This window comes from Corynebacterium sp. MSK006, from assembly GCF_030232385.1.
GTDB lineage: Bacteria > Actinomycetota > Actinomycetes > Mycobacteriales > Mycobacteriaceae > Corynebacterium > Corynebacterium frankenforstense_A.
The window spans coordinates 1-20,425 of record NZ_JASPJZ010000015.1; the positions used below are offsets into that span (position 1 = coordinate 1).

The 20,425-nt window shown below is 74.3% G+C and carries 20 protein-coding genes; 17 read left to right on the forward strand and 3 right to left on the reverse strand.

Annotated features, from left to right (window positions below; translation table 11 throughout):
• From QQA02_RS08760 to QQA02_RS08785, 6 genes are all read left to right on the forward strand, one after another.
• Positions 1-663, forward strand: a 663-nt coding sequence (locus tag QQA02_RS08760) for a type VII secretion protein EccB (protein ID WP_284864144.1), incomplete at its 5' end; no start/stop codon positions are given.
• Between the two features lie 77 nt (positions 664-740).
• Positions 741-2,255: an FAD-binding protein gene (locus tag QQA02_RS08765; RefSeq protein WP_284864145.1), complete on the forward strand. Its 1,515-nt coding sequence runs from the start codon at positions 741-743 to the stop codon at positions 2,253-2,255.
• A gap of 129 nt (positions 2,256-2,384) precedes the next feature.
• A complete protein-coding gene (locus tag QQA02_RS08770) occupies positions 2,385-3,692 on the forward strand; it encodes an SAM-dependent methyltransferase (protein ID WP_284774400.1) in 1,308 nt (435 codons plus the stop codon).
• 114 nt (positions 3,693-3,806) lie between these two features.
• Positions 3,807-4,403, forward strand: coding sequence for a hypothetical protein (locus QQA02_RS08775; protein ID WP_284774402.1), 597 nt, complete (start codon positions 3,807-3,809; stop codon positions 4,401-4,403).
• Positions 4,404-4,501: 98 nt separating this feature from the next.
• Positions 4,502-5,014, forward strand: a complete 513-nt coding sequence (locus QQA02_RS08780; RefSeq protein WP_284774404.1) for a hypothetical protein — start codon at positions 4,502-4,504, stop codon at positions 5,012-5,014.
• Positions 5,011-5,181 (forward strand): hypothetical protein, encoded by a 171-nt coding sequence (locus QQA02_RS08785; protein ID WP_284774406.1) that lies wholly within the window; start codon positions 5,011-5,013, stop codon positions 5,179-5,181. Before QQA02_RS08780 ends, QQA02_RS08785 begins: the two co-directional genes overlap by 4 nt.
• On the opposite strand, the gene QQA02_RS08790 is transcribed toward QQA02_RS08785, so the two are convergent.
• Complete coding sequence (locus QQA02_RS08790) at positions 5,168-6,454, reverse strand: S8 family serine peptidase (protein ID WP_284864146.1); 1,287 nt, start codon at positions 6,452-6,454, stop codon at positions 5,168-5,170. The two genes, QQA02_RS08785 and QQA02_RS08790, sit on opposite strands and share 14 nt — an antisense overlap.
• Positions 6,451-7,788 carry a type VII secretion integral membrane protein EccD gene (eccD, locus tag QQA02_RS08795; RefSeq protein WP_284864147.1) on the reverse strand — a complete coding sequence of 446 codons (1,338 nt, stop codon included), beginning with the start codon at positions 7,786-7,788 and terminating at the stop codon, positions 6,451-6,453. Before eccD ends, QQA02_RS08790 begins: the two co-directional genes overlap by 4 nt.
• Before the next feature lie 167 nt (positions 7,789-7,955).
• Between eccD and eccCa the strand changes: the two genes are divergently transcribed.
• From eccCa to QQA02_RS08850, 11 genes are all read left to right on the forward strand, one after another.
• A complete protein-coding gene (eccCa, locus tag QQA02_RS08800) occupies positions 7,956-11,819 on the forward strand; it encodes a type VII secretion protein EccCa (protein ID WP_284864148.1) in 3,864 nt (1,287 codons plus the stop codon).
• Positions 11,816-12,886: a type VII secretion-associated protein gene (locus QQA02_RS08805; protein ID WP_284864149.1), complete on the forward strand. Its 1,071-nt coding sequence runs from the start codon at positions 11,816-11,818 to the stop codon at positions 12,884-12,886. Before eccCa ends, QQA02_RS08805 begins: the two co-directional genes overlap by 4 nt.
• A gap of 49 nt (positions 12,887-12,935) precedes the next feature.
• Positions 12,936-13,397, forward strand: coding sequence for a hypothetical protein (locus tag QQA02_RS08810; protein ID WP_284864150.1), 462 nt, complete (start codon positions 12,936-12,938; stop codon positions 13,395-13,397).
• 180 nt (positions 13,398-13,577) lie between these two features.
• The gene (locus QQA02_RS08815) at positions 13,578-13,892 is read left to right on the forward strand and encodes a WXG100 family type VII secretion target (RefSeq protein ID WP_284776079.1); all 315 of its coding nucleotides are present in this window, start codon (positions 13,578-13,580) and stop codon (positions 13,890-13,892) included.
• Positions 13,893-13,952: 60 nt separating this feature from the next.
• Positions 13,953-14,243 carry a WXG100 family type VII secretion target gene (locus tag QQA02_RS08820; protein ID WP_284776078.1) on the forward strand — a complete coding sequence of 97 codons (291 nt, stop codon included), beginning with the start codon at positions 13,953-13,955 and terminating at the stop codon, positions 14,241-14,243.
• Between the two features lie 402 nt (positions 14,244-14,645).
• Complete coding sequence (gene rplM / locus QQA02_RS08825) at positions 14,646-15,089, forward strand: 50S ribosomal protein L13 (RefSeq protein ID WP_284864151.1); 444 nt, start codon at positions 14,646-14,648, stop codon at positions 15,087-15,089.
• The gene (gene rpsI / locus QQA02_RS08830; RefSeq protein ID WP_284776074.1) at positions 15,086-15,640 is read left to right on the forward strand and encodes a 30S ribosomal protein S9; all 555 of its coding nucleotides are present in this window, start codon (positions 15,086-15,088) and stop codon (positions 15,638-15,640) included. Before rplM ends, rpsI begins: the two co-directional genes overlap by 4 nt.
• Positions 15,641-15,857: 217 nt before the next feature.
• Positions 15,858-17,201, forward strand: coding sequence for a phosphoglucosamine mutase (gene glmM / locus QQA02_RS08835; RefSeq protein ID WP_284776073.1), 1,344 nt, complete (start codon positions 15,858-15,860; stop codon positions 17,199-17,201).
• Between the two features lie 174 nt (positions 17,202-17,375).
• Positions 17,376-17,696: a hypothetical protein gene (locus QQA02_RS08840; protein WP_284864152.1), complete on the forward strand. Its 321-nt coding sequence runs from the start codon at positions 17,376-17,378 to the stop codon at positions 17,694-17,696.
• A complete protein-coding gene (locus QQA02_RS08845; RefSeq protein WP_284864153.1) occupies positions 17,693-19,177 on the forward strand; it encodes a hypothetical protein in 1,485 nt (494 codons plus the stop codon). The genes QQA02_RS08840 and QQA02_RS08845 overlap by 4 nt, the downstream gene beginning before the upstream one ends.
• A complete protein-coding gene (locus QQA02_RS08850) occupies positions 19,171-19,362 on the forward strand; it encodes a hypothetical protein (protein ID WP_284776066.1) in 192 nt (63 codons plus the stop codon). Before QQA02_RS08845 ends, QQA02_RS08850 begins: the two co-directional genes overlap by 7 nt.
• Positions 19,363-19,459: 97 nt before the next feature.
• On the opposite strand, the gene QQA02_RS08855 is transcribed toward QQA02_RS08850, so the two are convergent.
• On the reverse strand, positions 19,460-20,326 hold the full coding sequence (locus tag QQA02_RS08855) for a dienelactone hydrolase family protein (RefSeq protein WP_284864154.1): 867 nt from the start codon (positions 20,324-20,326) through the stop codon (positions 19,460-19,462).
• Positions 20,327-20,425: the final 99 nt, after the last annotated feature.

The following is a 20,425-nucleotide window of genomic DNA, read 5'->3' on the forward strand; positions in this document are numbered from 1 at the left end:
GCCCCCGACGGCGCGGTCACCGTGGCGCTGGCCGCGCCGCGCCCGCTTGACGACGCCGCGGGGCTCATCGCCCGGCCGCGCGCGGACGGCGCGCGTTCCGGCACCGTGCGTGACTGGCTGGTCACCGCGGAGGGCCGCCGGGCGCTGCCCGAGGAGGGCACGGCCGACGGCGACCGGGTGCGCGCCGAGCTCGGCGTCGACCAGGCCACGAGGGTGTGGCGCCCGCCGACGGAGGTGCTCGCCGCCGCCCCGGAGCTGCCCGAGCTGACGGCCGCCGACCTCGACGCCGCGGGTACGGACGGCGTGGGCGCACTCGAGCTGGCCGACCCCACCGACGCCGAGGTGTGCACCGGCGGGCCGGACGCCGCGCTGAGCCTGCACACCGCCCGGCCTTACGGAACGGCCGTGGAGCTTCCCGGGGAGGGCACCGCGGAGCGCTTCGCCGGGCCCGGGGCGGGCGCCTTCGCCGTCGACACCGGTCACGGCGTGCAGGTCGTCTCCGACAACGGGATGCGCCACCGGCTGCCGGACCCGGAGGCGGCCGCCGTCCTCGGCCTGCCCGAGCCGCACCCGGGCTGGTGGCCGGTGCTGCGCCTGCTGCCGGAGGGCGCGGCGCTCTCGGCCGAGGCCGCCCTCGAGGTCGAAGACCCCGTCAGGCCCTGAAATCTGCCCCGGGTTCTCCCCGGGCGCGGGATTTCTCCGCGGGCGCGGTGCCCGGGATCGGAGTTAGGGTGACGGGCATGGGTATTCGCGATGCGGCCGTCGGGCTGGCGGCCAGGGCCACACAGTCGCTTACGATCGGGCGCGGGGTCGACCCCGTCGACGTGGAACCTGTGGGCTGGTGGGCGCACCAACGCGGCGTCGACAAGCTCACGGAGAGCTTCCGCGCCATCCCCGCCGGCACACGCGCCCGGCTGGCGAAGAAGACCTCGAACCTCTTCCGCGGCCGCTCCGGCGACGCCGCGGGCCTGGACGTCTCCGGGCTGCACGGGGTCATCGCCGTCGACCCGGTGGCCAAGACGGCCGACGTGCAGGGCATGTGCACCTATGAGGACCTCGTCGACGCCACCCTGCCGCACGGCCTGGTACCGCTGGTCGTCCCGCAGCTGAAGACGATCACGCTCGGCGGGGCGGTCAGCGGCATGGGGGTCGAGTCGACCTGCTTCCGCAACGGCCTGCCGCACGAGTCGGTCACCGAGATGGACATCCTCACCGGCACCGGCGAGATCGTCACCTGCTCGCCGGAGGAGAACGTCGACCTCTACCGCGGCTTCCCCAACTCCTACGGCTCGCTGGGCTACGCGGTGCGCCTGCGCGTGCTGCTCGAGGACGCCCCGGCCGCCGTCGAGCTGCGCCACGTGCGCTTCAACGACCCGGACAGCTTCGCCGCCGCGCTCGGTGCGGCCGCCGAGACGGCCGAGTACGCCGACGTCCGCGTCGACTACCTGGACGCGGTGGTCTTCTCCCCGGAGGAGCTCTACCTGGTGCTCGGCACCGGAACGCAGGAGGAGGGCCCGGTCAGCGACTACACCCGCGAGCGGGTCTACTACCGCTCCATCCAGCACCCCGAGGGCGTGCTGCGCGACCGGCTGGCCTTCCGCGACTACCTGTGGCGCTGGGACATCGACTGGTTCTGGTGCTCGCGGGCCTTCGGCGCGCAGGACCCGACGGTGCGCCGCCTGTGGCCGCGCAGCCTGCGCCGCTCCAGCTTCTACTGGAAGCTGGTCGGCCTGGACCGCCGTTTCGACATCGAGCACCGGCTGACCCGGGCGCGCACCGGCGAGCCGCACCGCGAGCGGGTTGTCCAGGACGTCGAGGTGACCACCGACCGGCTCGCCGAGTGGCTGCGCTGGTTCTTCTCCTCCTGCGACATCCAGCCGATGTGGCTGTGCCCGATCCGGCTGCGCGCCGGCTCCGAGAAGCTGGTCGGCACCGGCGAGCTGACCGCCGGGGCGGAGGCGCCCTGGCCGCTCTACCCGCTCCAGCCGGGCACCACCTGGATCAACGCCGGGTTCTGGTCGGCGGTGCCCGGTGACCTGATGGGCCCGGACGCCGGGGAGGGCGCCTTCAACCGCGCGATCGAGGCGAAGGTCCACGAGCTCGGCGGGCACAAGTCGCTGTACTCGGAGGCCTTCTACACCCGCGAGCAGTTCGAGGCGCTCTACGGCGGGTCGCTTCCCGCCCAGCTCAAGCGGGTCTTCGACCCGGACGGGCGCTTCCCGGGCCTCTACGAGAAGACCGTCGAGGGCGCCTGAGCCGGCGCCGGGAAGGACGTCCCGGCCGCCTCAGCGCACCCGCCGGGACGGCCCACTGATTCAACGGGCGAATTAGGCGCAGACGATTAGACTGGCGTGTCAGTCGGTTGAGAAAGGACAGTGAACGCTATGACCGCCTCCTCCGAGAAAAACTCCACGATGACCGTCGGTGAGATCATCGACATGCTCGTCGAGGCGCCGAACCCCTTCCGCTGGGAGGCCTTCGACGGTTCGACCGCCGGTCCCGCGGACGCGAGGTACACGGTGCGCATCCTCAGCCCGGAGGGCCTTTCCTACATCGCGACCAGCCCGGGCGACGTCGGCTTCGCCCGCGCCTGGGTCACCGGCGGCATGGAGGTCGAGGGCGAGCACCTGGCCCACCCCTACGGCATCTTCGACACTCTGCGTGACCTCTACGGGCAGTTCCGCAGGCCCTCGGCGGGCGACCTGCTCAAGATCTACGCCGAGCTGCGCCGCATGGGCGCGCTGCAGATCCAGCCGCTGCCCGAGGTCGAGCGCTCCTCCTTCCTGGAGCGCTCCCTGCGCCAGGGCCTGTCGCGCCACTCCAAGGAGCGCGACGCGGACGTCATCTCCGCCCACTACGACGTGGGCAACGAGTTCTACGAGCTCTTCCTCGGCGACACGATGACCTACACCTGCGCCTACTACCCGACCGAGGACGCCGGCCTCGACGACGCGCAGATCAACAAGTACCGCCTCGTCTTCGAGAAGCTGCGCCTCAAGGAGGGCGACCGCCTGCTCGACATCGGCTGCGGCTGGGGCGGGATGGCCCGCTACGCCGCCAAGCGCGGCGTGCACGTCATCGCCGTGACGCTCTCCCAGGAGCAGGCCGAGTGGGGCCGCGCCGCCGTCGAGGCCGACCGCCTGGGCGACCTCGCCGAGATCCGCTACCAGGACTACCGCGACGTGCCCGAGTCCGGCTTCGACGCCGTCAGCTCCATCGGGCTGCTCGAGCACGTCGGCGTGAAGAACTACGCGGACTACTTCGAGTTCCTCTCCGGCAAGCTGCGCCCGGGCGGGCTGATGCTCAACCACTGCATCACCTACCCGGACAACCACAAGACCCGCAAGGGCGAGTTCATCGACCGCTACATCTTCCCGGACGGCGAGCTGACCGGCTCCGGCACCGTGGTGCGCAAGATGCAGGACCACGGCTTCGAGGTGCTCCACGAGGAGAACCTGCGCTTCGACTACATGCGCACGCTGCGCGACTGGTGCGAGAACCTCAAGGCCAACTGGGACCGCGCCGTCGAGCTGGTGGGCCTGCCCACCGCGAAGCTGTGGGGGATGTACATGGCAGGCTCCGAGTGGGGCTTCGAGCACAACGTCGTGCAGCTGCACCAGGTGCTCGGCGTCAAGCTGGACGAGCGCGGTTCGCGTTGCGGGGTGCCCGAGCGCATGTGGTGGCGCCCCTAGCACGGGGAACGCTCCCCGCGGCACTGGCCGCGGACCCTGCGGGCTTTCTAGGTTGAGGCCGTACCGCGACGCACGGATCATGGTGCGCCGCCCCGACCTCCCAGGAGCACCGCCATGTCCCGTGCCGCACTGCGCCGTCGCCTCACCCGAGTGGGCGTCGATTTCCGACGCCGCGCGGTGCTCGCCGTCTGCGTGACGGCCCTCGGCGTGGGCGCGTCCGCCTGCGCCGGCCAGGCCGGCGCCGGAAACGGGGCGGCGTACGGGCCCGAGCCCGCGCCGGGCACCGTGGCGGCCACCGCCCGGGACGCCGCCGCGGAGAGTTCCGCGGGGACCGTCGTGGAGACCGCGGGGTACGGCGCGGCGCCGCCCGCGGGCCCCGAGACCAGTGCGGCGCCGCCCGGTCCCGGGACCACCGGCGGGCTGCGGGTCTTCGATGACGGCACCGACACCGCCGCGGTCTACCTGAGCAGCCGGGACGTTGACGGTGAGGTCTTCGGCGAGCGCGACTGCGCGGTCGACCTCGAGTTCCGCGACCCTGCCGGGGCGGCGATCCCCTCGGCGGGCACGGTCCACCGCCAGACCTGCAACGGGTGGGTGATCGCCCCGCTGCCGGAGCAGGCCGGCCCGGCCCAGCTGCGCGTCACGGTGGAGATGTCCGGTTTCGAGCCGCTCGTGATCGCCCAGCCGATCGTGCTCGCCGGCAACGCCTGACCCGGTCCTGGCGCCACCTGGTCTCGGCGCCACCGGGCGCGCGCCTTTAGAGTGAGGTGCGCACCGCAGATGAACTTGACCGGCCCAGGAGCCCCACCGTGTCCCCGTCCCGCCCCGCCCGCCTTACTCTCGCCGCGGCCCTCGGCACCGCCGCCCTGACCCTCGGGGCCTGCACGATCGGGGACCCGGAGCCGGATGCGCCGGTGCTGACCACCCAGCCGCAGACCTCGACCGCGCAGTCGAGCTCGGCGGCCTCGAGCGCCTCGGGCACCTCGAGCGCGACCTCGTCGTCGACCACGCCGAAGGCGGCGGGTGGCCCCAACGAGAAGCTCGCCAACGGTGACGGCACCTACCGGCTCACGGACGACGCCCCGGACCCTGACCGCCCGCCGGAGGACGTCTCGGCGACCTTCAGCAACCTCGACGACGAGGGCTTCAAGCGGCTGACGGTGATGTTCGAGGACGACTACGCCAACGCCTTCCTCCAGTACGAGGGTGCCAAGCAGTCCAACGGGTTGTGGATCAACGTCCGCGGTGAAACGACCGACGGCGACAACGTCGAGGACATGCGGTGCTCCTTCAAGTACGAGATCTTCGACGGGGCGGCGTGAGCATCTCGACTCCCGACCCCTCTGAGGGCTTCGAGAACACGTCGTGCAGGACCTACGTGGTCGACCGGCCCGAGGACGCGATCGGGCCGCAGTCGGTCCAGGTGACCATCGCCCTCTCCGGCCACAAGCCCTTCGTGGTCCGCCAGGACATCATCAACGTCGGCTAGACCCGCCCACGGCCAGGCCGACGACCAGGCCGGACAGCGCCAGGATCGCCAGGACACCGACACCGACGGCCGCCGCGCGCCCGGTCACCGAGGTGTCTGCGGCCACCGGCGCGGCGATGCGTTCCGCGGTGCCTCCGTTTGACAACGCCCCGTGGCCCCCGTCGCCGGTTCCCGCACCCGAGCCTGCGCCTGCGGCGCCGCCGGCGCGGTGTCCGGGAGCGCCGTCCGCCGGCACGTGCAGGTGGCCGAGCACCTGGTGCGCGTCGACGGCCCCGTGCGGCGGCTGGGCCGCCTGGCGCAGGTGCGCGCGCAGGAGCGCCGGCGGGGCCTGCGGGTGGCGTTCGATGAGCGCGGCGGCCAGCCCGCTGACCACGGGGGCGGCGAAGCTGGTGCCCTCGAAGCCGCGGCTCGCCCCGCTCTCCGGGTCGGTCACCCCGGTGGCCAGCCCCGCCCCGCCCGGGTCCAGTCCCACGGCCACCTGCCCGGGCGCGGCGAGCGAGCCGGGCCCGGCGGCCACCGAGTAGTCGGCCAGCCGGTGCTCGTCGGCCAGTGCGGCGACGGTGAGCACCGTCCCGGCGTGGCCGGGGTAGACCACCGAGCCCTCCGGGCAGTCGGCCGAGGCGTTGCCGGCGGCGGCGACCACCACGGCGCCCTCGGCCTCGGCGCGGGCGAGCGCCTCATCCAGGCTGGAGGTGTCCATGACTGCCGCGCGCCGGGGCTCGACGCAGGCGACCACGGAGGCGTTGATCACCCGCGCGCCGTGGTCCAGGGCCTCATGGATCGCCCGGGCCAGCCCGCCGAGGGTGCCCGAGCCCTCCCGCTCCACACCCGTGGCACCGGGACCTGCGGGGGAGCGGTAGTGCGCGCTGGACTGGCGCACGCTGACGATCCGCGCGCCGGGGGCCACCCCGACCAGCGCGTCCTGCTCGGAGGGCCTGGCGGCGATGACCCCCGCGACAACGGTGCCGTGCCCGTCGCAGTCGCGCAGCGGGTCCGGCGTGCCCGGGGTGACCAGGTCCGCACCCGGCACCACTCCGCCCAGGCGCGGATGGTCGGCGACCCCGGTGTCGATGACGGCGACGATCACCCCGGACCCGGTGGCCAGGCCGTGGCCCCGGTCGGCCACCGGCGGGACCTCGAGCTCCGGCGGCGGGGTGCCCACCACGCAGGCGCGGTCGGGCTCGGCGCCCACCGCGGCCGGCTGGACCGGCGGGGCGGACAGGACGAGCAGTGCCCCGGCGGCGGCGCAGGCCGCGGGTGTGCGGGCCCTCATCCCAGGCCCCGCAGCCAGGTGAACACGCCGGCGAGGTGTACCGCCAGCGGGACCGCGGCGGCCAGCGCGGTGGACTCGGCGCGCTCCCACCACACCAGCGTCGTCGGCTCCGGGTCGCTGAGCTTTCCCGCCCACAGCGGGGCGGACAGCGCCGCGGCGGCCACGGTGCCGGTGATACCGAGGGCCACCGGCACGGCCCCCGGGACACCGGTGGCCGCGGGCGCGGCGGCGACAAGGCCCGCAAGCGCCACGGCCAGGTTCGCCCAGAGGGCCACCGGGTCGGCGTGGCGCAGGGCGTGCAGACCGCAGGCGGCGGCCACGCACAGCGCGAAGGCCAGCGCGAACCACGCCAGCGAGCTGCCCCGGGTGGTCCAGGCGAGCCAGGGCAGTGCCACCACGGCCACCGCCGCGGCGCCGCAGACCACCCCGGCGTGCACCCGCCGGGCCCGCTCGGCGCGCGCGGCGGCGTCCGGGACCTCGACGCCGGCCAGGGTGACCTCCTCGCCGGCGGTGGGCAGGCGCGGAACCGAGAGCCCCGCGGCCGTCTGCGCGATCGCCGGGGCGGCCCACCCGCAGGCCAGGGCGACCGCCACGGCGACCGTCGCCGCACCCGTCGCCCCGGCGAGCGCACCCGCGCCGGTGGCAAAGGCGCACACGACGAGCATCACCACCCCGGCGGCCAGGCAGCCCGCCCCCGGGCGGTGCGGGCGAAGGGCGGCCACCCCGGCCAGCCCCACCCCGGCGGCGGCGAGCCCCGCACCGGTCGCGGCCGCCCACCCGGAGGCCTCGTCCGGCACCGCGTCGCCGAGCACCCAGCCGGCGGCGGCCACCCCGCACAGCGGAGGCAGTGCGACGGCGGCCAGCGTCAGCTCGCGGCGCCAGGCCAAAAGCACCAGGCAGGCGGCCCCCGCCACGGCCGCCACCAGCCACGCCGGGGCGGCGTGGGCGACGAGCACGGCGAGCATCACCACGCCGGCGGCTGCGGTGGTCTGCGCCAACCCGCCGGGATGCGCACGGCCGGCCAGCGCGGCGTCGGCAAGCGCCTCGGCGGCGTCGCGCGGCACCGGGCGCGGGCTCGGGTGCCCGGGTGCCAGCACCAGCACCCCGCCGTCGGGCGGGCCGACCGCGCCGAGCGGCTCCTCGGACGGTACGGGTGCGCCGGCGGCGGTGGTCGCCCGCCACGGCGTCTGCGGGTGCGGCGCGCCGACCAGCCAGGCGACCTCCTCGGCGATGTCGGCCACGGAGCTGCTCACGGGCACGCTCAGGTCGGTCTCCCGGTGGAAGCCGCCCGTGTGGACGCGCACGCACAGCCGGAGAACGTGTTCGGTCTCCACGGTGAAAAATCCCCCTCGATATGTTCTTCCCCCTGTGTGTGCGCTCATCGTGACCTACACTTGCGCCCGTGTCCACCCGAGAGGTGGGACCCGCGTGGGGGCGCGGCGCGAGGGGTGCCGCGGGAACCCCGCGTGCGACGGGGGAGAACAGAGGGGGAATATTCCGCATGACCACCGCAATCGCACCGCGCGACCGGTATGCGCCGGTCGCGCCGGCCGCACCGTTCGCGCCACCGGAGCGCCCGCGCCGGCGCACCGTCCATCCGCTGACACCCGGCGCGCGCGAGCCCGCGCCGCCGCGCCCGGAGGGCAGCCTCTCCGCCGAGGCGGTGCCCGCCGCCGACACCCCGCGGCCCATCGCGCTGATCCGCATCCTTTTGCCGCTGGTCATGGTCGCGGCGATGATCGGCATGGTGCTGCTGATGGTGCGCATGGCCGGCACGGTGCACCCGATGATGCTCATCCTGCCCGTCATGTTGGCCATGGGGATGATGGGCATGTTCGCCCCGCCGCAGAACCGCGACCCGGACGAGACGCGGCGGACCTACCTGCGCCACCTCAACGAGCTGCGGCGCACCGCGCTCGACAACGCCGCCGCCCAGCGCGCCCACGAGGAGCACCGCCACCCCGCGCCCGGCGACCTGTGGGCCCTGGTGCCCACCGACCGGCTCTGGGAGCGCGGCGCCGAGGACGCGGACGCCCTGCACGTGCGCCTGGGCACCGGGCCGGCGCCGCTGTGCACCCCGCTCGAGGTCGGTGAGCAGGGCGCGCCCGAGGACCTCGACCCGGTGTGCGCGGTGGCGCTGCGCCACACGGTGCGCTCGGTGGGCACCGTGCCGGACCTGCCGGTGGTGCTCAACCTCGCCGCCTTCGGGCACCTCTCGGTGGCCGGCCCGGGCGCGGGCGACCAGGTGCGCGCGATGATCGCCCAGCTCGTCTTCCACCACGGCCCGGAGGCCGTCGGCGTCGAGGTCCGCGGCGACACCACCGGATGGGCGTGGGTGAAGTGGCTGCCGCACGCCCGCGCCCCGCACGCGGCGGCCTACCGGGTGCTCGTCGTCGACGGGGTCACGACCACCGGTACCGAGGACTTCCTCGACGACGACTCGCTGACCTGCGTCATCGAGGTCGGCACCGGGGCGCCGACGGCGCTGCGCACCCGGGCGCGCGACGAGGGCCTGGCGCTCACGGCCGCCGACCGGCTGATCGCCCACACCGACAACGGGCGCGAGGACCTCGGCGTGCCCGACGCGATGTCCCCGCGCGCGGCGGCCACCCTGGCCCGGGCCACGGCGTCGTGCCGCCGGCCCGGCCACGGCCGCGGCGCGGTGGCCAACGACCTGCCGGCGCTGCTGGGCCTCGACGGGCCGGACGGCCTGGGCGGGGCACACCCGCCCGAGCTGTGGCGGACCCCGCCCGCCGAACGGCTCACCGTGCCCGTCGGCGTCACCCGCGGGGCGGGCGGGCCGGCGGTGCCGGTCACCCTGGACCTGCGCGAGTCCGCCGAGGGAGGCATGGGCCCGCACGGGCTGTGCATCGGGGCGACCGGCTCCGGCAAGTCCGAGCTGCTGCGCACACTGGTCGTCGCGCTGGCGGCCACCCACAGCCCCGAGCAGCTCAACTTCGTGCTCGTCGACTTCAAGGGCGGGGCGACCTTCCTCGGCCTGGAGCGGCTGCCGCACACCTCCGCGGTGATCACCAACCTGCAGGAGGAGGCCGTGCTCGTCGAGCGCATGCACGACGCGATCTCCGGCGAGCTGCACCGCCGCCAGGAGATCCTGCGCGCCGCCGGCGGGCTCTCCGGCGTCGCCGAGTACGAGGCGCTGCGCGCCCGCCGCCCCGACCTCGAGCCGCTGCCCGCGCTGGTCATCGTCGTCGACGAGTTCTCCGAGCTGCTCAGCGCCCACCCCGACTTCGCCGACCTCTTCGTCGCCGTCGGACGCCTCGGCCGCTCGCTGCACGTCCACCTGCTGCTGGCCAGCCAGCGCCTCGAGGAGGGCCGGCTGCGCGGCCTGGACAGCCACCTGTCCTACCGCATCGGCCTGCGCACCTTCTCCGCCGCCGAGTCCCGCCAGGTCCTCGGCGTGCCCGACGCCCACTCCCTGCCGCGCGCGCCGGGCGCCGGCTTCCTGCGGTCCGGGCCCGACGGACTGACCGGCTTCCAGGCGGCCTACATCTCCGGGCCCCTGCCCGCCGCCCCCGAGGCGCCCTCGATTGCCGACGCCGCGTCGCTCACCCGTGGGCGCAGAAGAGTGCGGCTCTTCGACGGAGCAGGCGCTGACGTGCCTGCTCCCGGGAAAACGGGCGCATCCGCCCCCGGGGAGGAGGTCCCGCACGCTGCGGGGGAGGGCACCGCCACCGGTGAGCCGGGGGAACGGCCCACCGTGCTCGAGGCCGTGGTCGACGCCGCCGTCGCCTCGGCGCACGGGCGCAGCGCCCACCGCATCTGGCTGCCGCCCCTGCCCGCACGCGTCGAACTGGCCGGTGTCGTCGAGTCGCCGGGGAGGCTGCAGGTGGCAGTCGGCGTCATCGACCGGCCCTACCACCAGCGCCAGGACCCGATGATCCTGGACTTCTCCGTCGGCGACGGCCACCTCGCCCTCGCCGGCGGACCGAAGACCGGCAAGACCACCGCGCTGCGCACCGTGGTCACCGCCCTGGCCGCCACCCACACCACCGCGCGGATCCGCTGCTACATCATCGACTCCGGCCGCGACCTGGCCACCCTGGCCCGCCTGCCGCACGTCGCCGGGCGCGCCGGGCGCGGGGAGACCGAGCGGGCGCGCCGGGTGCTCGACGAGGTCACCGCCGTCATCGAGGACCACCCCGGCGGCACGCCGGTGGCCCACACCTTCCTGGTCCTCGACGGCTGGCACACCCTGTCCGGCGAGCTGGAGGACCGCCTCGACCAGATCGCGCGCATCGTCGCCGACGGGCCGGCCGCCGGGGTGCACGTGCTCATCTCCACGGTGCGCTGGTCCGCGCTGCGCCCGGCGATCCGCGACCTGATCTCCCACCGCCTCGAGCTGCGCCTGGCCGAGGCGATGGACTCGCTGCTGGACCGCAAGGCCCAGCAGAAGCTGCCGGCCGCACCGGGCCGCGGGCTGACCGCCGACTGCGAGCCGGTGCTGTGGGCCGCGGCCAACACCCAGGACATCGGCCACGTCACCGCCGTGGCGGAGGCCTCCGGCCAGCAGCCGGTCGAGCCGCTGCGCGAGCTGCCCGAGCGGCTCGACCGCGCCGCGCTCGCCCCGGCTGCGGGCAGCATGATCCCGCTGGGCGTGGGCGGGCCGAGGCTGACCGCGCAGGGCTGGGACATAACCGAGCGCTCCCACCTGGTCTGCGTCGGCTCCTCGGGATCCGGCAAGTCCACCCTGCTGGCCGGGGTGCTCGCCGGGATCACGGAGCTGGGCCGCGAGGCCGCGCGCATCGTGCTGCTCGACCCGCGCCGCGCCCACCTGGGGGCGGTGGCCGAGGAGATGCTCGCCGCCTACGCCGCCAACAGCGCGACCGTGCGCGGCGTACTCGCCGACACCGTGACCACGCTGCGCCGGCGCCTGCCCGGGCAGGACATCACCCCGGCGCGCCTGGCCGCCCGGGACTGGTGGACCGGCCCCGAGATCTTCCTGGTCGTCGACGACGCAGACCTCATCGACGACCACGAGTTCGCCGGGATCGTCGAGCTGCTGCCCCACGGCCGCGACATCGGGCTGCACCTGGTCATCGCCCGCAAGTCCGGCGGCTTCTCACGCGCGGCGTTCCGCCCGCTGCTCTCGGGGGTGCGCGACCAGAACCCGGCGGCGGTCGTGCTCGACTCCGACCGCGACGACGGCACCATCTTCGGGGTCAAACCCGCCGCCCGCGCGCCGGGACGTGCGCACCTGGCCGGGGTCGGCGTGCTCCAGGTCGCCGTCCCCGAGACCGGTGCCGACGCCGCGCCGTCCGACGCCGGCGCGCCCGGCACCGACGCGCCCGTCACAGAAGGGAACGACGCCGCGGCGAACAGCGCCGGGGGAGGTGAGCGGGCGTGACGAACGCGATCGACCGGCTGGCCGACAGCCTCGACGGACAGGAACGGCGCGCCGACCGCGCGCTGACGGTGACCGTCACCGAGACCGCCACGATCTTCGACGGGCCGGACAGCATCTACCGCTACGACCTGCCGGCCTCCGGCATAACCGACGGGTGGGCGGTGCCCGCCGTCGTCGACCAGGTCCGCCAGCTCTACCCGGAGCGCTGGCCGGAGGTCGAGGTGATCGTCGACGCCACCGAACCGGCCGCCGAGATCCTCGTGCGCGCCCTGGTGGCCAAGGGGGTGGGCGCCTACCCGGCCGACGCGCTGCGCGAGCACCCGCTGCCCGAACCCGCCGGGCCCGCCGAGCGCCCAGGTCCCCTGCGCGGCGGGGAGGGGCCTCGCCCCGGGGTCTTCCACCTGGTGCTCGTCGCCGTGGTCCTCGTGGTCGCCGCACTGTCGTGGTGGGCGATCCGCGCGACCACCGCACCCGGGGCCGACCCGGGCGCCGACGGTGCGCCCGGCGTGGCGGCCGAGCCGGGCGGCACCGGCGCGGACGGTGCTGACGGTGCGGACCAGGAAGCCGGCGGCGCTGGCGAGGACGGCACCGGGGACGCGGAGGGAATCGGCGGCGGGTCCGCCGGCACGGGCACGGGTGTCGGCGAGCAGGTCGTGGTCCACGAGCTGGACACGGTGCGCCTGGCCACCCCGCCGGGCTTCCGGGCCGAGTCCGTCGACGGCGGCTGGATCCTGCGCGGGCCCGACCCGGACCTCAGGGTGCACGTCGCCGCGGCACCGCTGCACGGGGTGGCCGGCGCCCGGGTGCTCGAGGAGGTCTCCCGCGAGGTCGACGCCGACCCGGCGCTGCACCCGCAGGACGCCGCGGCCGCGGCACCCGAGGCGCCCGAGGAAGCGGTGGCCTACCGAGAGGAGCCCGGCGACGGCTCGGAGACGAGCTGGCTGAGCTGGGTCGCCCACGACACCCAGCTGTCGGTCGGCTGCCAGACGCGCACGGCGCCGGCGGCCACCCAGCGTGCGGCCTGCGGGGTGGTCGCCGGGTCGCTGGAGGTCTACGCGGCCGAGTGAGTCCGGGCAGTTGCGCGCGCCGGGCCGTCCCGTGGGCCTGTCCGCCCCCGTGGCCAGCGCCGACACCATCGACCGCGCCCTGGTCGCGGTGCCCTCGGGCCAGATCTCCTGCGAGCAGGCCTCGCGGTACTGGACCAACACCGCCGACTACAACAACAAGGTCGCCCAGGCGCGCGCCGTGGCGACCTTCGACCGTCGCGGTCCCCAGATCCTCGACGCACTGGCCCGCATCGACGAGGCGGCCAACCGCTGCGGCCTCAAGGGCGGCGGCGCCCCGGCCCAGGGCGGTCAGGGCGGCCGGTCCCAGGGCGGTGGCGCCCCGGCCCCGTCCCACGGCGCCCCGGCCGTCGAGACCCCGGGCGTGAACCCGGCCCCGCAGGGCACCGCGGTGACCAGCTCCGGTCAGCCGGCCACCCAGGTCTACGTCCCGGTCGTCGACCAGTGGATCACCGTGCCGGACCTCTACGCCATGGTCCGCGACTTCCTCGGCCGCTTCGGCGTCCACATCTAGCCTCCCGCCCAGGCCAGGGGGCGAAAAGGCCGGCGCGGGGGCGCCGGCGGCAAAAAACGAGGAAAAGAACTTCGGCGAGCGGGGAACCGGCGAGGGGGTCCGGGCAGTCGAACTAGGTGTGTGGGGAAGCAGGCGGCCGCCCGGCCGCCGCCCGCACCGACTACTCGAGGGGGAGAGAACATGTCCGGACAGTTCAGTACCGATTCCGAGGTCATGCAGGCCACGGCCAACCGTGTGGACGGCACCAACAGCGACGTCCGCGGGGAGCTCGACCGCCTGCAGGGCGTCGTCGACGGGGTGCGGGCGTCCTGGAAGGGCGAGGCGCAGCGCAGCTTCGACCACCTGATGGTGCGCTGGGACGCCTCCGCGCGCGACCTGCAGGAGGCCCTGCGCACGATCGCCGACACGATCCGCGGCAACGCCCGCAGCTTCGACGACACCGAGACCGCGAACACCGAAGAGCTCAGGAACGCCGGCGCGGGCCTGCCCATCTAGCACGGGCCGCAGCCGCAGACCGCACGGGAAGACAAGAACACACAGGGGGAGTAGACAACCATGTCCGACATCCAGTACCAGTTCGGGGCCATTTCCGCGGCCTCGGCGGACATCACCGCCACCAGCGGCCGCATCTCCGGCCAGCTGGCCACGCTCAAGTCCGACGTCGCCCCGATGGCCGGCGCCTGGGAGGGCGAGGCGGCCGTCGCGTGGAACGAGGCGCAGACCAAGTGGGACACCGCCGCCGCCGACCTCAACGAGATCCTGCGGACCGTCGCCCGCGTCGTCGAGACCGGCAACGACAACATGTCCAACACCAACCGCTCCGCCGCGGCCGCCTGGGGCGTCTGACCCCCGGGTAGCGCCGACAACCACCGACGCCGCACCGCCGCACCGTTGAACCACCGCCGCGGCGCGCACGCGCCGCGGCGACGCAACGACCGGCGGGCGCCCGGGCGCGGGGCGGGGAGTGGGCGCGAACCGCCGACGGCGACCGACGCGGCGTCGGAAAGCAAGGGAGTAAACGGCACGAGCCGGCCGGGGCCGGGCGACGGGGACCACCCGTCACCCGGCCCCTACACGCGTTTTGCCTTCACCGCCACCGGGCGGGTATCGTTTCCGGTCTGTGTGCCGTGCCTCCCGGGAAACCGGGGGGCACGACTGCCCCGGGTCTCCACCGGCCGCCGAGGCATCCCGTTCACGGGCGCACCAGCTTGGCCGGCAGCCCCAAGACAGACTTTCAAGGAGTCATCAGTGTCTACATTCCACCCGAAGAGCGGTGACGTCACGCGCAAGTGGTACGTCATCGACGCCACGGACGTGGTTCTGGGACGCCTTGCCACCCACGCGGCGAACCTGCTGCGCGGCAAGGGCAAGCCGTACTTCGCGCCGAACGTCGACTGCGGCGACCACGTCATCATCATCAACGCGGACAAGGTCGCGGTCAGCGCCAAGAAGCGCCAGCGCGAGATGCGCTACCGTCACTCGGGCTACCCGGGTGGCCTGAAGGCCATGACCCTCGGTCGCGCCCTCGACGAGTACCCCGAGAAGACCGTGGAGAAGGCTGTCAAGGGCATGCTGCCCCACAACAAGCTCTCCCGCCAGTCCGTGAAGAAGCTGCACGTCTTTGCCGGTTCCGAGCATCCCTACGCCGGCCAGCAGCCCGGGTCCTACGAGATCAAGGTGGTGTCCCAGTGACGGAGCCGATCAACAACACCGAGAACACCGAGAACGTGGCTGACGCCGAGGACCTGGCCGCCGCCGCGGCCGCGACCGAGGAGTTCACCAACACCATCGGTGACGCCGTCGCGACCGACACCGAGGCCGAGGGCGACGCCGTCGTCGAGCAGCCCGTGGGCGTCGACGGCCCGATCCAGACCGTCGGCCGTCGTAAGCGCGCCATCGTGCGTGTGAAGATGCAGCCGGGCACCGGTGCGATCTCCTGCAACGGCCGCTCCCTCGAGGAGTACTTCCCGAACAAGATCCACCAGCAGCTCATCCTGGGCCCGCTGACCCTCCTCGAGCGCGAGGGCCAGTTCGACATCCAGGCCAACCTCTCCGGTGGCGGCCCCACCGGTCAGGCCGGCGCGTTCCGCCTCGCCATCGCGCGTGCGCTGAACCTGTACAACCCGGGTGACCGCCCGGCCCTGAAGAAGGCCGGCTACCTCACCCGTGACGCCCGTGCCGTCGAGCGCAAGAAGGCCGGTCTGCACAAGGCCCGCCGCGCCCCGCAGTACTCCAAGCGCTAAACCTTCACCGGTTTCGCTTGCCGACGCCGCCGTCTCCCGCCCGGGAGCGGCGGCGTCGCCGTCTGTCGGGGGAGGTGCGGCCTTTCGGCCGCACTGGTGCACTGTCGCACTGTCGCACTGCCGTACTGATGCGCAGCGCGCACCGCGCGCGGCGTCGTCAAGCCACGCCGTGGGCCTGCGCCGGGGAGACGGCACACCGGCAGGCATAATGGGGGACATGACACGACTCTTCGGAACTGACGGCGTGCGTGGCCAGGCGAACACCGTGCTGACCGCCCCGCTCGCCCTCAAGCTGGGTGCGGCGGCCGCGCAGGTGCTCACCGCGGACCTGCCCTCGCACAAGAAGCGGCCGACCGCGATCATCGGCCGTGACCCGCGTGTGTCCGGCGAGATGCTCGCCGCGGCGCTCTCGGCGGGCCTGGCCTCCCGCGGCGTGGAGGTCCTGCGCGTCGGCGTGCTGCCGACCCCGGCGCTGGCCTACCTGACCGACGACTACGGCGCCGACATCGGTGTCATGGTCTCCGCCTCGCACAACCCGATGCCGGACAACGGCATCAAGTTCTTCTCCGCCGGCGGACGCAAGCTGCCCGACGCCGTCGAGGACGAGATCGAGCGCGCCATGGCCGACCTGCCCGCCACCGGGCCGACCGGCACCGGCGTCGGCCGGATCATCGAGGAGGCCCCCGACGCCGAGGACCGCTACCTCAGCCACCTGCGCGAGGCCGTGCGCACCGACCTCAGCGGCATCAAGGTCGTGGTCGACACCGCCAACGGCGCGGCCTCCGCGGTCGCCCCGATGGCCTACGCGGCCGCCGGCGCCGAGGTCACGGCGATCTTCAACAAGCCCAACGCCTACAACATCAACGACAACTGCGGCTCGACCCACATTGAGCAGGTCCAGCGCGCCGTCGTCGAGCACGGCGCCGACCTGGGCCTGGCCCACGACGGCGACGCCGACCGCTGCCTGGCCGTGGACGCCGAGGGCAACGTCGTCGACGGCGACCAGATCATGGCGATCCTGGCCGTGGGCATGAAGGAGCGCAACGACCTGCGCGACAACAAGCTCGTGGCCACCGTGATGAGCAACCTGGGCCTGAAGCTGGCCATGGCCGAGCAGGGCATCGACATCGTGTCCACCAAGGTCGGCGACCGCTACGTGCTCGAGGAGCTGCAGAACCTCGACCTCTCGCTCGGCGGCGAGCAGTCCGGCCACGTGATCATCCCCGAGCACTGCTCCACCGGCGACGGCACGCTGACCGGGCTGTCGGTCATGGCGCGCATGGCGGAGACCGGCAAGTCGCTCAAGGAGCTCGCCTCCGTGATGACCGTGCTGCCGCAGGTGCTGGTCAACGTGCCCGTGGCCGACAAGGCCTCGATCGCCGGGGCCCCCTCGGTCATCGCCGCGATCGCCGAGGCCGAGGAGGAGCTCGGCGACACCGGCCGGGTGTTGCTGCGCCCCTCGGGCACCGAGGAGCTCTTCCGTGTGATGGTCGAGGCGCCCGAGGAGGCCGTCGCCCGCCGCGTGGCCGGCCGCCTGGCCGCGGTGGTCACCGCGGTCTGAGGTCCAGCGTGGTCCGGGCCCGCCCGTATGGGCCCGCGGCACCCGCGGGCCCATACGGGCGGTGCCCCTGAACAGCGGTTTCTCTCCTTGTTGACGGAGGCGGGAACCGGAAGCCCCTCCCGGAGGGTCGAACAGTGGTGTAAGCCAGTTCGCCGATCCAGGAGGGGATCGCCCATGTTGGGCCAGGAAGGGATCAGTCTAGACACGCTGCGCGCCCGCGCGAGGCTCGCCGAGGCCGCGCGCGAGGTCACGCGGCAGTCCTCGGTGCACGCGACCACGAGACCGGCGTTGAGCGCGGCGGCCGCCGGCCGCGACCTCGCCGCCCAAGGCGCGGCGCTGGCCGCGGCCCTGGAAAAGCTGCACGACGCGGGGGCGGCCCGGCTGCGCGCGGTGGGCGAGGGGGTGGCCGTCGTCGACGGCCACGTCAACCGTGTCGACGACGTCGAGCACGACAACACCGCCGCCGTGCGCGGCGTGCCGGGGATGCCGCGATGAGGCCGGGGATCGGCACCGGGTACGCGGGCGCGGTCGCCGAGCTGACGCGCGCCTCCCGGGGAACCTACCGCGGCCCGCAGGTCCCGCCGGCCGAGCTCGGCGAGCGCCTCGGCGCCTTGAGCGGGCTGGACACCGGTGAGATCCGCACCCAGCTCGCCGCCGCGGCCGGGGAGACGGACACCCGGCCGATGCGGGGCTTGCACGGTGTCCTGATCCAGCTGCTCAAGCACTTCGGCATCGGGCTGCTCATGCACGGCCTCAGCGAGCTGGGCCAGAGCTGGTTCACGCAGAAGGACGACGCGGACAAGGTCGTCGAGGCCGGCGAGGAGGCCTGCCGCGTCATCGACGAGGTCGAGGACGGCTCCGACTCGGCGATGGAGAGCATCGTCGGCCAGCTCGTCGCCTCGGTGCGCGGCATCGCCGCCCAGCTGGGGCTGATCGACCCGGTGGAGCAGCCCGGGGAGTTCCTCGCCTGTGTGAGCGCCGGTGAGGGGCTCATCGACGAGGCCGCCGCCTGCCTGATGGACCTGTGCGAGGGCCGCGACGAGGCGGTCCGCGGGTGCCTGGAGGAGCTGACCGGCCAGGTCGAGGACGCCTGCTCGGAGCCGTGCGAGGCGGAGCGCAACGGCGCGGTGGTACCCGGGGCCTGCCCGCCGGAGGGCTCCTCCGGCGGTGGCTCGGGTGGGTCTTCGGGAGGCTCCTCGGGTACCGGTGGCGGCGCGGCTGTCGAGGCCGCAGGCGACTCGGACGGCAAGAACTACAAGGGCGACGGCTCGGGCGAGTCCTCGAGCGATACCGAGATCGAGGACTGCGAGGAGGAGAAGACCACGACGACCTCTACGAAGCCGGTGCCGCCGACCGAGGACTGCGTGGACGAGCCCGCGGACAAGCCGGTCACGGAGAAGGTCGTCCACGCGGAGACCGAGAAGGCCGACAAGACCACGGACAAGGAGACCGGGGAGCACGAGTGCCCGCCGGAGGAGAACGTCGAGGAGGAGTGCCCGCCGGAGGAGGAGCCGGTCACCCCGGCCACGGCGGAGTGCCCGCAGCCCGGCGGCCATGAGTCGGTCCTCGGGGTGGGCATCGGCCTGGCGGTCGTCGGCCTGGTCATCGGCGCGGTCGCCGAGTGCATCGAGTCCTCGGGCGTGCTTGAGTGCCCGGTCCCGGAGCCCGCACCCGAACCGGAGCCCGAGTGCCCGGAACCGAAGCCGGAGCCCGAACCTGAGCCCGCGCCAAAGCCCGAGCCGGAGGTGCCGCTCGACCAGGTGCCCGAGCCCGAGCCGCCGCCCAAGAAGCTGGCCGCCGCCGGCATCGCCCCGGGCGCGGACGCCGCACCCGCGCCTGCACCGGCCCCGGAGCCCGCCCCGGCACCCGCCGCCGAGGCCCCGGCACCCGCACCGGCCCCACCGGCGCCCGAGCCGCCGGCTGACGCCCCGGCGCCCGTGCCCGCCAGCGAGACCAGGAAGGCGGGGCCGTGGTGATGGAGTTCGAGGAGTTCGCGCGCAACTTCCGCGCCCGTGCCGACGCCCGCCTGCGCGACTTCGAGGCCGCCCTCGAGGAGGCCAAGAAGAAGACCGAGACGCCTGCGCAGCCGAAGCGCAGGCAGCCGGGCCAGCGGCAGCGCCAGCGCCGGGGCGGACCCGTGCGCGGCATCCTGCGCCGCTGAGCCGGGGCGACAAGAAGGGACCACAGAAACGGAAGAACAAAAACGGCGCCACCGGGGAAGGTGGCGCCGCGGCGGCGGGACTTGATCCCGCCCGGGGTCAGTTCGCGGGGGAGCGCTCGATGCCGGAGCCGGACTTGAAGCCCAGCGTGTCGGCGCGGTCGGCGAGGTCCTCGCCGGTCAGCGACTCGAAGCCCTTGGCGGTGGCCTCGGGGTCGGCGAAGCCGGAAAGCTTCTTGTCGTCGCCCAGGGTGGCCAGCAGGAAGCCGGTCAGCAGGGCGCGGGCGGTCTCGCGCGCGCCGACCTGCGGGCGGGCCGCACCGAGCAGCAGCTTGAACAGCGTGTCCTCGGTGAAGCCCTGCTGGTTGCCCTTGTCGATCTCGCGGTAGGCCACCTCGCCGCCCCAGGCCTGCGCCAGCGCGGCCGGGTTACCGGCGTCGAGCAGCGCGCTCTCGCCGGAGCCGACGACCAGCCCTGGGACGTCCAGGTGGCGGGCCGCCTCGACCGAGGAGGGGGCGGTGGTCGCCGGGTAGAGCGCGCCGACGGCGCGGATCTTCGTGGAACCCGCCGCGGCGAGCACCGCGCAGCCGGCGCCCATGCCGTGGCCGATGACGCCCAGCTTGCCGGGGCCGACGGTGACGTTGCCGTGGCCGAGGCGCACGCCGGCGAGGATCTGCACGGCCGTCTCGAGGTCGGCGGCGAAGCCGCGGTGGTTCGGCGAGAATCCGGTCTCGGTCTCCGGGGCGGCCACCGCGATGCCCCAGCTGGCCAGGTGGCGCAGCGTGACGTGGTAGTTCTTCAGCCCGCGCAGCCAGTCGTGGCCGAAGGCGACGCCGGGCACGCCGTCGCCCTCGGCGGGCGTGTAGACCTTGCCGGGCAGCCCCGCGTAACTCAGGTCGCCCACGAGCACGCGGTGCGGCCCCCGCTTGGACAGCTTGGACAGGTTCTTGCTCAGATTCTCAGCCACGCCCTAGAGAATATCCGACGCCGTGCATGCCGCGCCGCCGACCGGGCGAATCCGTTTGCACGCGCCCGCCCGGAAAGATCCCGCGGACACCCCCGGCGC

Coding starts and splice junctions, on each gene's coding strand:
- eccCa (WP_284864148.1), top strand. CDS start 7,956: ATGACCACCGCAATCGCACCGCGCGACCGGTATGCGCCGGTCGCGCCG.
- QQA02_RS08790 (WP_284864146.1), bottom strand. CDS start 6,454: ATGAGGGCCCGCACACCCGCGGCCTGCGCCGCCGCCGGGGCACTGCTC.
- QQA02_RS08815 (WP_284776079.1), top strand. CDS start 13,578: ATGTCCGGACAGTTCAGTACCGATTCCGAGGTCATGCAGGCCACGGCC.
- glmM (WP_284776073.1), top strand. CDS start 15,858: ATGACACGACTCTTCGGAACTGACGGCGTGCGTGGCCAGGCGAACACC.
- QQA02_RS08845 (WP_284864153.1), top strand. CDS start 17,693: ATGAGGCCGGGGATCGGCACCGGGTACGCGGGCGCGGTCGCCGAGCTG.
- QQA02_RS08770 (WP_284774400.1), top strand. CDS start 2,385: ATGACCGCCTCCTCCGAGAAAAACTCCACGATGACCGTCGGTGAGATC.
- QQA02_RS08820 (WP_284776078.1), top strand. CDS start 13,953: ATGTCCGACATCCAGTACCAGTTCGGGGCCATTTCCGCGGCCTCGGCG.
- QQA02_RS08765 (WP_284864145.1), top strand. CDS start 741: ATGGGTATTCGCGATGCGGCCGTCGGGCTGGCGGCCAGGGCCACACAG.
- QQA02_RS08840 (WP_284864152.1), top strand. CDS start 17,376: ATGTTGGGCCAGGAAGGGATCAGTCTAGACACGCTGCGCGCCCGCGCG.
- QQA02_RS08775 (WP_284774402.1), top strand. CDS start 3,807: ATGTCCCGTGCCGCACTGCGCCGTCGCCTCACCCGAGTGGGCGTCGAT.